Consider the following 8,909-nt stretch of genomic DNA (forward strand, 5'->3'; position numbering starts at 1 on the left):
AGGTGTCATACGGACCCTACGGCGCCCGCACGTTTCAGTGTCCGTCCCGCGAGCCGGGGGCTGGTCGGGGCCGGACTCCGATGCCGGGCCCGCTCGACGAGTCCGAACGACGAGCCCCGGTCAGTAGCCCTCCTCGTCGAGGAACTCGTGGGCGTCCTCGAGGATGTCCCGGGGGCCGTCCTGCGTGATGGTGTTGATCGCCTGTTCGTAGTCGCGCCACTGGAGGTCGCGATGCTCGGTCGAGAGCTCGGCCGAGGCCTCGAAGGACTCGGCGATGAACAGGTGGACCGTCTTGTGGATCGTCTTGCCGTTCGCCTGGAAGACGTAGTCGTACTCGTCGCGGAAGCCGTCGATGAGCCGGAAATCGGCGATGCCGGCCTCCTCTTTCACTTCGCGTATCGCGGTCTGTTGGAGCTCCTCCTCGCCCTCAACGCCGCCCTTGGGGAACTCCCAGTCCCCCGGGCGGCTCTTGAGGAGGAGGTACTCGCGCCGTCCGCGCGTATCCCGGAAGAGGATCGCGCCGGCGCTTGTCGCGTCTACCGTCATTGCCGTTTATACCCCGCCGACAGTTAAGAGAATATCGGAGTGGGGATATCCGGCGGCGACGTCGAGCGAGGCCGCTCAATCGGCCGGACGGCCCGTCCGGATCGGCATTTCGGCTCGGGAGCCACGGGGGACGATTCGGACGACTTTTGATCCCCGGCGTCCACAGTAGTCGTAGATTCAGCCATGACCTTCGTCACCAAACTGACGCTCCAGAGCGGGGACCGGGCGGTCCTCGACCGGGTCGTCGACGAGATCGCCGAGTTCGTCGAGCGAAAGGGCGCCGAGATGAAAGGACCACACCCGAGCCCGCCCGAGACGCTGCGGGTGCCCCAGCACAAACGAACGACGGGCGGCGACAGCTTCGGCTCGTGGTCCTACACGGTCTACACGCGCACCATCGAGATCGTCGGCCACGACTCGGTCGCGCGCCAGGTGATGGATCGCGAACGCCCCGCGGGCGTCCACCTCGGCGTCGAGGTCGAGCGGGTCCGGCAGGTCGGATCGAGTTAGGTTAAGTGACCCCCGCTCGTCGGGTGGGACATGAGCGTCGACCACCTGATCGAGATCAGACGCGACCTACATCGCCACCCCGAGCCCGCGTGGCGCGAGTTCTACACCACCTGCCGCATCGTCGAGGAGATCGAACGCATCGGCGTCACCGACCTCTACGTCGGGCGCGACGCGATCGACGCCGACGAACGCATGGCCGTCCCCGACTCCTCGGAGCTCGTCGAGTGGTTCAACCAGGCCCGCGAGGCCGGCGCGAAGGAGGACGTCCTCGACCGGCTCGACGGCGGCTACACGGGCTGTGTGGCCGTCGTGGAACGCGGCGAGGGTCCCACGATCGGGCTGCGGGTCGACATCGACGGGCTGCTCCGCGAGGAGAGCCGGGCCGACGAGCACGCGCCCGCCGCGGGGGGCTTTCGCTCCGAGAACGAGGGCGCGATGCACGCCTGCGGGCACGACGCCCACGCGACCATCGGCCTCGGCGTTCTGGAAGCGATCACGGAGAGCGACTTCCAGGGCACCCTGAAGGTGTTCTTCCAGCCCGGCGAGGAGATGATCGCGGGCGGGAAGGCGATGGCGAAGAGCCCACACCTCGCGGACGTCGAGTACCTGCTGGCGCTGCACATCGGCCTCGACCACCCGACAGGAGAGATCGTCGCCGGGATCGACGACTTCCTCGCGGTCTCGCACCTCCACGCGGAGTTCTCGGGCGAGCCCGCCCACGCGGGCGCCGAGCCCGACGCCGGCGAGAACGCCGTCCAGGCGATGGCCGCCGCGATCCAGAACCTCTACGCGATCCCCCGGCACAAGGACGGAGCGACCCGGGTCAACGCCGGGCAGGTCGGCGGCGGCACCGCCTCGAACATCGTCCCCGAGCACGCCTACATCGAGGGGGAGGTCCGCGGCCAGACCACCGAGCTGATGGAGTACATGCGCGAGCGCGCCGAGCGCGTGCTGCAGGGTGCCGCCGAGATGCACGGCTGTACGGTCGACGTCGAGACCAAGGGCGAGGCCCCCAGCGCGAGGAGCGACCAGCAGCTCGTCGACGTCGTCTCGAGCGTCGCGCGCACCCGCCCGGGCGTCGAAAGCGTCCTCGAGCGCGACTCGCTCGGCGGCAGCGAGGACGCGACCTATTTGATGAGAGAGGTTCAGAAGAACGGCGGCTACGCTACCTACGTCGGGATCGGCACCGATCACCCCGGCGGCCACCACACCGCGACGTTCGACGTCGACGAGGCGAGCATCGGCATCGGGATCGACGTGGTGGGCCGGGCGATCGAGGAGATCGCCGCGACCCAGCCCGAATAGGAAGCGGTATCCGAGCCGTTCCACGCAGTATATAGTTCCCACGCACCTCCAAGCCGGTATGGACCCCGACGACGTCCGCCGGGACTGGGCCGAGCGCTCGGGGCGGTTCTCGCCGGCGTACTACGCTCGAATCGGGCCAAACGAGGTGAGCGAGACCCTCGCCAGCGTGCTCGCCCACTACGTCGACGAGGGGGCGGCGATCCTCGAGGTGGGCTGTGGCTCCGGGCGCCACCTCGCGCACCTGCGCGAGCAGGGCTTCGAGAACCTCGCCGGGATCGACATCAACGACGACTCGTTCGACGTGATGGCCGAACAGTACCTGCGGCTCGCAGAAACGGGGACGTTCCACGTCGGCGCCCTCGAGGAGCTCGTCCCGGAGTTCGAGGACGGGGCGTTCGACGTCGTCTACTCGGTCGAGACCCTCCAGCACGTCCACCCGGACGACGAGTGGGTGTTCGACGAGCTCGCCCGGGTCAGCTCGGACCTCCTGATCACCGCCGAGAACGAGGGCAACGGCCCCGATCGGGGACGAACGGACGCCGCCGTGAGCTACGTCGACGACGAGTTCCCGCTCTACCATCGCGACTGGAAGCGGGTGTTCACCGACAGGGGGCTGGCCCAGCTGATCCGCGAGCCCACCTCCCGGGACACCATACGGGTGTTCCGAACGATCTGATCGCCGCCGATCCGGTCCCCGAGCTACCAGTCGTCGGTCACCGGGTTGCTTGGCTCCTCGCCGCTTAGCACGCGCGCGACGTCGCCCGCGACCTCGCGAGCGAGGTCCTCGCGTGCGGACTCGGAGTACCAGCCCGCGTGCGGGCTCAGGAGGACGTCATCGCGCCCGAGCAGCGGCGAGTCCTCGGGGGGCTCCTCGCGCATGACGTCCAGCCCCGCGCCCTTGATCTCGCCGTCCTCGAGGGCTTCGGCGAGCGCGTCCTCGTCGACGATCCCGCCGCGGGCGGTGTTCGCGAGGACGGCGTGATCGAGCATCGCCTCGAAGGCCTCCCGGTCGAAGGTACCCTCGGTCTCGTCGGTCAGCGGGAGGTGGATCGAGAGGAGGTCGGAGCGTTCGAGCAGCTCCTCGAAGCCGACCGACTCGGCGTTGTAGGACTCGATCTCGCCGTCGGGCAGGTAGGGGTCGTGGACCGCGATCTCGCAGCCGAAGCCCTGGACCATCGTCGCGAGCCGGCGGGGGATCCGCCCGAAGCCAGCGAGCCCCAGGGTCGCGTTCCGGAGGCGGACGGTCGGCTCGCCGACCCGCCAGTCCCAGCCGCCGTCCCGTACTTCCTCGTCGTAGGCGGGGAGGTTCCGCGAGCAGGCCAGCAAGAGCGAAAGCGCGTGGGTCGCGACCTCGTCCAGGCAGTAGGTCGGCGCGTTCACCACCGTGATACCGGCATCCGCGGCGGCGTCGATGGCGATGTTGTCGACGCCGATCCCCGCGCGGCCGACGACCCGCAGTTCGTCGGAGTCGAAGACCCCCTCGGTGACGGGCGTGCGCGTGTCGACGATCAGCGCGGCGGACTCGCGTGCGGCCTCGCGTACCTCCTCCTCGTCGCGGAGCTCCCGAGAGACGACCTCCGCGTCGACGTCCGAGAGGGCCTCGCGGTGGATCTCGAGGTCCGACTCGTCGGCCTTCGCGTCGCTGATGACGACTCGATGTGACATGTGTCCGTACTCTCGGGGCGAGGCAGTTAGCCCTTCGGCGTGCCCACGAAACGCTGGCGGAAAAAGGCGCGCGGAAACGACGCGGGAACCGGAACCGATCAGTCGGCGGCGGCGGGCTGGGCCTCGACCTGCTCGAGGACCGTCGAGAGCCACGCGGGCAGGTCGGCGGGGTAGCGCGCGGTGATCAGGTTCTCGTCGACGACGCACTCCTCGTCGACGAACGTCGCGCCGGCGTTCTCGATGTCGACCTGGATCGCCCAGAAGCCGGTGGCCTCACGGCCCTCCAGCACGTCCGCGCTGATCAGCAGCTGGGCGCCGTGACAGACCGCCGCGATCGGCTTGCCGCTCTCGTCGAACTCCTCGACGAGCGTGACGGCCTCCTCGGCCTCGATCCGGAGGTCCTCGGGGGCGTTGCCGCCCGGAACGACCAGCAGGTCGTACTCGTCCTCGCTGGCCTCGCTGATGGCCAGATCGGCGTCCATCTCCTCGCCGATCTTGCCCGTCACCGACTCGCCGTCGGGCGTGGCAAGCTCGACGCCGATCCCCGCCTCCTGCAGGCGATAATAGGGATAGGTGAGCTCGCTGTCCTCGAACCCGTCGGTAGTGACGATGAGTGCGTCCATAGCAGCTCTTCCTACGGCTGCCAGCCACGAAACGGCCGGCGTAGCAATGGCGCGGTGTTTATAAGAGCGTGCCACCCAGTGCCCCGTTCGCACGCCCCAATATCACCGTCGTTTATTCTCAAATGAGTATATATTCCTCGAGTGCATAGCCCGGGCGATGGCAGAGATGGGCTTCGCGCCGCGTTCGTACGGGGAGATTCCCGAGGAGCACCGGCCCTCGATCGGGCAGGCGCTCGTCCCGGTGGTCGGGATGGTCGTCTTCCTCACGGTCGGGGCGATCGGCTTCGGGCTGGACCCGCACATGCCGCTGCTGTGGGGCTGTGTGCTGACCGGGCTGGTGGGCCGGTACTGGCTCGGCTACACGTGGGACGAGCTCTTCGAGGGGATCTCGGCCGGGCTGACGATGGGGATCCAGGCGCTGTTGATCCTCTTCGTGATCTACATGCTCATCCCCGTCTGGATCGGCTCCGGGACGATCCCCGGGCTGATCTACTACGGGCTGGAGCTGCTCACGCCAGAGGTCTTCCTCCCGGCGACGGCGCTGATCGCGACCGTCTCGGCGTTCGCGATCGGATCCTCGTGGACCACCGCCGCAACGCTGGGCGTCGCGCTCATGGGGATCGGCCAGGGGCTCGGGGTGCCGGCGCCGATGACCGCCGGCGCGGTGCTGACGGGCGCCTACACCGGCGACAAGATTACGCCGCTTTCGGACACCACGAACCTGGCGGCCGCGGTCACCGGGACCGACCTGATGGAGCACGTCAACACCATGCGCGTCGGCACCGGCCTCGCGCTGGCGATCGCGCTGGTCGCCTACGCCTACCTCGGGCTGCGAATATCGGGATCGATCCCGGCGGGACAGGTCGAGACGATCCAATCGGGGATGCTCGCGGGCTACGAGATCAGCCCGCTCGTCTTCCTCCCGCTCGTGATCACCTTCGGGCTCGCGCTCGTGGGCTATCCCGCGCTGCCGGCGCTGGTCGCCGGCGTCTTCGCGGGCGTCGCGACGATGCTGCTCGTCCAGGGGACCGGCTTCGCCGAGGCGTGGACGGTCGCCCAGACGGGCACCGACCCCGCGACGGGGACGGAGCTGGTGAACGAGCTGCTCGCGAGCGACGGCCTCGACGGCTCGGCCTGGACGATCTCGATCGTCGCCGTCGCGCTCTCGCTGGGCGGACTGCTCGAACGCACCGGCGTGCTGGCCGCGCTCGCCAATGGGATCGAGCAGTTCATCCACGGCGTCGCGGGACTGACGATCAGCACCGGGGTCACGGCCTTCGCGATGAACGGGCTCGCGGGCCAGCAGTACATGAGCATCGTCATCCCGTCGATGACCTTCCGGGGCGTCTACGACGAGTTCAACCTCGAGAGCCGGAACCTCTCGCGGGCCGTCGAGGCCGCCGGCACGACCACGAGCGTGCTGATCCCGTGGAACGCCGGCGGCGCGTTCATGACCGCGACCCTCGGGGTCTCGCCGCTTTCCTACGGACCGTACTACTTCCTCGGGTTCCTCTCGCCGGCGATCCTCTTCGTCATGGGGCTGACCGGCTGGGGGATCACGTACAGGGAGGGCGGCCCGGCCGGCGAGGCCAGCGAGCGGCCGAAGCGGGCCCCGGCCGACGGCGACTGACGGTTCTCCTGCAAGCCGTCGACTGAACCGCCCGGCGTTCGTGGTCACGACCATGCCCGCGGAGTACGAAGTCGTCGTGGTCGGCGGCGGTCCGGGCGGCCTGACGGCCGCCCTCTACACGACGCGACTCGGCCACGAGACGGCGCTAATCAACCGGGAAGGGGGCCGATACACGGCGGTCGAACACGTCCACAACCTGATCGGGGTCTCCGAGGAGACGACCGGCCGCGAGATCACGGAGCTGGCGTTCGCCCAGCTCGAGGAGTACGGCGCCGACCGCTACGACGACACCGTGGCCGACATCGACGTCGTCGGGGGCGAGGGTGAGAACGGGGGGCGGCGGTTCCGCGTCGGGGGGCGGGACGTCGAGGCGCTGGCCGATCGGGTCGTGCTCGCGACCGGCTTCAAGGACGCGCCGCCGTCGTTCCCGGAGCTGACGCGCTACACCGGCCACGGGCTCCATTACTGCCTGCACTGTGACGCCTACTCGCTGATCGACGAGCCAGTCTTCGTCTTCGGCCACACTGAGAGCGCGGCCCACGCGGCGATGGTGCTGCTCAACTTCACCGCCGACGTCGAGCTGCTGCTCAACGGCGCGGAGCCCGAGTGGAACGAGGAGGTCGGCAAGCAGCTCGGAGCCCACCCGCTCGAGGTCCGCGAGGAGGAGGCCGTCGCGGTCCATCCCCGCGACAGCGAGGGGCCCAGACCGGAAATCGGAGCGATCGAGTTCGCGGACGGAACGGTACGGGAGTACACCGGCGGCTTCGCGATGTACGGCTCGACGTACAACAACGAGCTCGCCGTCTCCCTCGGCTGTGAGCTCGCCGAGGACGGCGCCGTCGAGGTCGACGACCACGGCCGCACCTCGGTCGAGGGGGTCTACGCAGTCGGCGACGTCACCCACGGCCACAACCAGACCCCGATCGCTATGGGCGACGGCGCGAAGGCCGGCATCGCGCTCCACCACGAGCTGCGGACGTTCCCGCTGTCGCCCGACGCGATCGGTTCCGACGGGGGTGAGACGGTCGACGTCGAGGTGCCGGGGCTCCCCGACGGGATCCGCGAGACCGCCCGCGAGGTAAATGAAAGCGACGAACACGCCGGCATGACGCCCGGCGAATAGGTCCGCCCGGCGAGCACGCCGATCGGCCCATGAGCGGGGTTTTGCTCAGCGTTCGGTGGGTCAGTACTTCGCCTCGGCGCCCGTCGTCTCGTAGACCCGGTCCATGATCGCGTCGCGCTCGCGCTGCCAGCCCGCGAGCGCCGAGGGTCGGTCGGGGTAGCGCTCGTAGTGGGAGAGCAGCTCGTCGGCGACGCGCTTCGTCCTGTAGAAGTCGAGGATCGTCCCCCAGTGACCGAAGCTGCCGACGGCGGCCTGGAGCTTGAGCTTCAGCCCGAAGTCCGTGCTGCCGGAGTAGAGCGCCTCGGCGAGGTTCTCGCCGGGCATCGCGACAAGCAGGCTCGTCAGGTCCGAGACGTCGACGGCGGTCGCCATGATGTTGTAAACGTCGAGCGCGGCGTAGCGCCCGCCGTAGTGGTCCATCACGCGCTCGTTGTAGTCCCAGAGCATCGCCTCGCTCGTGTCGCCGGCCTCCAGCGCGCGGATCGCCTGCTCGCCCGCGTACTCGCCGGCGTACGCGGCCCCCGCGATCCCGCCACCCGTGGTGGGGTTGACGTGGCCAGCAGAGTCGCCGACGGCCATGAAGCCCGGCGCGACCGCCGAGTCGTAGGGCCGGCGGGTGGGTAGTGCGGCCCCGAGCTTGTCCTCGACGGTGGCGCCCTCGAACTCCGGTCGGGTCGCCAGGTCGCGCTTGAGGTCGTCGACCAGTTTCATCGGCTCCTCGTTCATCTGGAAGCCCACGCCGGCATTGATCTCGGTGCCGGTCCGCGGGAAGTACCAGAGGTAGCCCGCCGCGCGCTTGGTCGGCTTGAACACCAGCGCGTCCTTCCACTCGACCTCCTCCTCGACGTGGACGATCTCCCGATACGCGGAACAGAACTGCGAGTAGGTGACGTTCGTGTCGAAGGTAGTGTCGGCGAGGTCGGCCTTGTCCTGGAGGATCGACAGCGCGCCCGCCCCGTCGATGGTGATATCGGCCTCGACGGTGAGGCCCTCGCCCTTCCGGTTGGCCTTCACGCCCGTGACCCGGTCGCCGTCCTGGAGCACGTCCTGGACGACGGTGTCGTAGGAGAACTCGACGCCGGCCTCGGCGGCGCCCTCGATGATCGCCCTGCCGTACTCCAGTCGGTCGATCACCGCGAGCTCGCCGGGCACGGGGATGTCGAGGACCGTGTCGTGTTCGGGCAGCTCGAAGCGGCCGTGGTCGACCTCGGTGTTGGTCATCGAGCGGTCGAGCTTCGATCGGGGGATCGCCCCCGGGAACTCGTCGGCTCCCTTCAGGGCGTCCCCGCAGGCGATGTGGCCGGCCTCCTCCTCCGTTTTGCGTTCGAGGACGAGGACGTCGTAGCCCGCATCGGCGATCGTCGCCCCGGCGTAGCAGCCCGCCGTGCCGGCCCCTACGATAGCGACGTCGCACTCTCGTGTAGTCATATGGTTGCTTGGCCGCGCGACGGGCAAAACGCTTTAGGTCGAATCCGGTCGTTCCGTCGGCGACACGACGGGAGATAAA

Annotated in this window: 9 protein-coding genes; 5 read left to right on the forward strand and 4 right to left on the reverse strand. The window is 69.0% G+C overall.

What is annotated here, in order from left to right; translation table 11 throughout:
* Positions 1–120: 120 nt before the first annotated feature.
* Positions 121–546, reverse strand: a complete 426-nt coding sequence (locus WOA58_RS07005) for a bis(5'-nucleosyl)-tetraphosphatase (RefSeq protein WP_340603468.1) — start codon at positions 544–546, stop codon at positions 121–123.
* Between the two features lie 183 nt (positions 547–729).
* Between WOA58_RS07005 and WOA58_RS07010 the strand changes: the two genes are divergently transcribed.
* From WOA58_RS07010 to WOA58_RS07020, 3 genes are read left to right on the forward strand one after another with little or no spacing between them, the layout of a single operon-like run.
* Positions 730–1,056, forward strand: coding sequence for an uS10/mL48 family ribosomal protein (locus tag WOA58_RS07010; protein ID WP_340603469.1), 327 nt, complete (start codon positions 730–732; stop codon positions 1,054–1,056).
* A gap of 30 nt (positions 1,057–1,086) precedes the next feature.
* On the forward strand, positions 1,087–2,361 hold the full coding sequence (locus WOA58_RS07015; RefSeq protein ID WP_340603470.1) for an amidohydrolase: 1,275 nt from the start codon (positions 1,087–1,089) through the stop codon (positions 2,359–2,361).
* Positions 2,362–2,419: 58 nt separating this feature from the next.
* Positions 2,420–3,037, forward strand: coding sequence for a class I SAM-dependent methyltransferase (locus tag WOA58_RS07020; protein ID WP_340603471.1), 618 nt, complete (start codon positions 2,420–2,422; stop codon positions 3,035–3,037).
* A gap of 23 nt (positions 3,038–3,060) precedes the next feature.
* Here the strand turns inward: WOA58_RS07020 and WOA58_RS07025 are convergent, their stop codons facing one another.
* The gene (locus WOA58_RS07025) at positions 3,061–4,026 is read right to left on the reverse strand and encodes a C-terminal binding protein (protein WP_340603472.1); all 966 of its coding nucleotides are present in this window, start codon (positions 4,024–4,026) and stop codon (positions 3,061–3,063) included.
* A 98-nt stretch (positions 4,027–4,124) separates the two neighbouring features.
* Entirely contained in the window at positions 4,125–4,649 is a 525-nt protein-coding gene (locus WOA58_RS07030) for a type 1 glutamine amidotransferase domain-containing protein (protein WP_340603473.1), read from the reverse strand.
* A gap of 157 nt (positions 4,650–4,806) precedes the next feature.
* On the opposite strand from WOA58_RS07030, the gene arcD reads away from it, so the two are divergent.
* A complete protein-coding gene (arcD, locus tag WOA58_RS07035; RefSeq protein WP_340603474.1) occupies positions 4,807–6,279 on the forward strand; it encodes an arginine/ornithine antiporter ArcD in 1,473 nt (490 codons plus the stop codon).
* A gap of 52 nt (positions 6,280–6,331) precedes the next feature.
* Positions 6,332–7,402, forward strand: coding sequence for an NAD(P)/FAD-dependent oxidoreductase (locus WOA58_RS07040; RefSeq protein WP_340603475.1), 1,071 nt, complete (start codon positions 6,332–6,334; stop codon positions 7,400–7,402).
* Between the two features lie 60 nt (positions 7,403–7,462).
* Here WOA58_RS07040 and WOA58_RS07045 read toward each other — a convergent pair whose 3' ends face one another.
* Positions 7,463–8,830, reverse strand: a complete 1,368-nt coding sequence (locus WOA58_RS07045; protein WP_340603476.1) for a geranylgeranyl reductase family protein — start codon at positions 8,828–8,830, stop codon at positions 7,463–7,465.
* Positions 8,831–8,909: the final 79 nt, after the last annotated feature.

Source organism: Halalkalicoccus tibetensis, from assembly GCF_037996645.1.
Lineage (GTDB): Archaea > Halobacteriota > Halobacteria > Halobacteriales > Halalkalicoccaceae > Halalkalicoccus > Halalkalicoccus tibetensis.

Coding starts and splice junctions, on each gene's coding strand:
- WOA58_RS07015 (WP_340603470.1), top strand. CDS start 1,087: ATGAGCGTCGACCACCTGATCGAGATCAGACGCGACCTACATCGCCAC.
- WOA58_RS07030 (WP_340603473.1), bottom strand. CDS start 4,649: ATGGACGCACTCATCGTCACTACCGACGGGTTCGAGGACAGCGAGCTC.
- WOA58_RS07010 (WP_340603469.1), top strand. CDS start 730: ATGACCTTCGTCACCAAACTGACGCTCCAGAGCGGGGACCGGGCGGTC.
- WOA58_RS07040 (WP_340603475.1), top strand. CDS start 6,332: ATGCCCGCGGAGTACGAAGTCGTCGTGGTCGGCGGCGGTCCGGGCGGC.
- arcD (WP_340603474.1), top strand. CDS start 4,807: ATGGCAGAGATGGGCTTCGCGCCGCGTTCGTACGGGGAGATTCCCGAG.
- WOA58_RS07045 (WP_340603476.1), bottom strand. CDS start 8,830: ATGACTACACGAGAGTGCGACGTCGCTATCGTAGGGGCCGGCACGGCG.
- WOA58_RS07025 (WP_340603472.1), bottom strand. CDS start 4,026: ATGTCACATCGAGTCGTCATCAGCGACGCGAAGGCCGACGAGTCGGAC.
- WOA58_RS07020 (WP_340603471.1), top strand. CDS start 2,420: ATGGACCCCGACGACGTCCGCCGGGACTGGGCCGAGCGCTCGGGGCGG.
- WOA58_RS07005 (WP_340603468.1), bottom strand. CDS start 546: ATGACGGTAGACGCGACAAGCGCCGGCGCGATCCTCTTCCGGGATACG.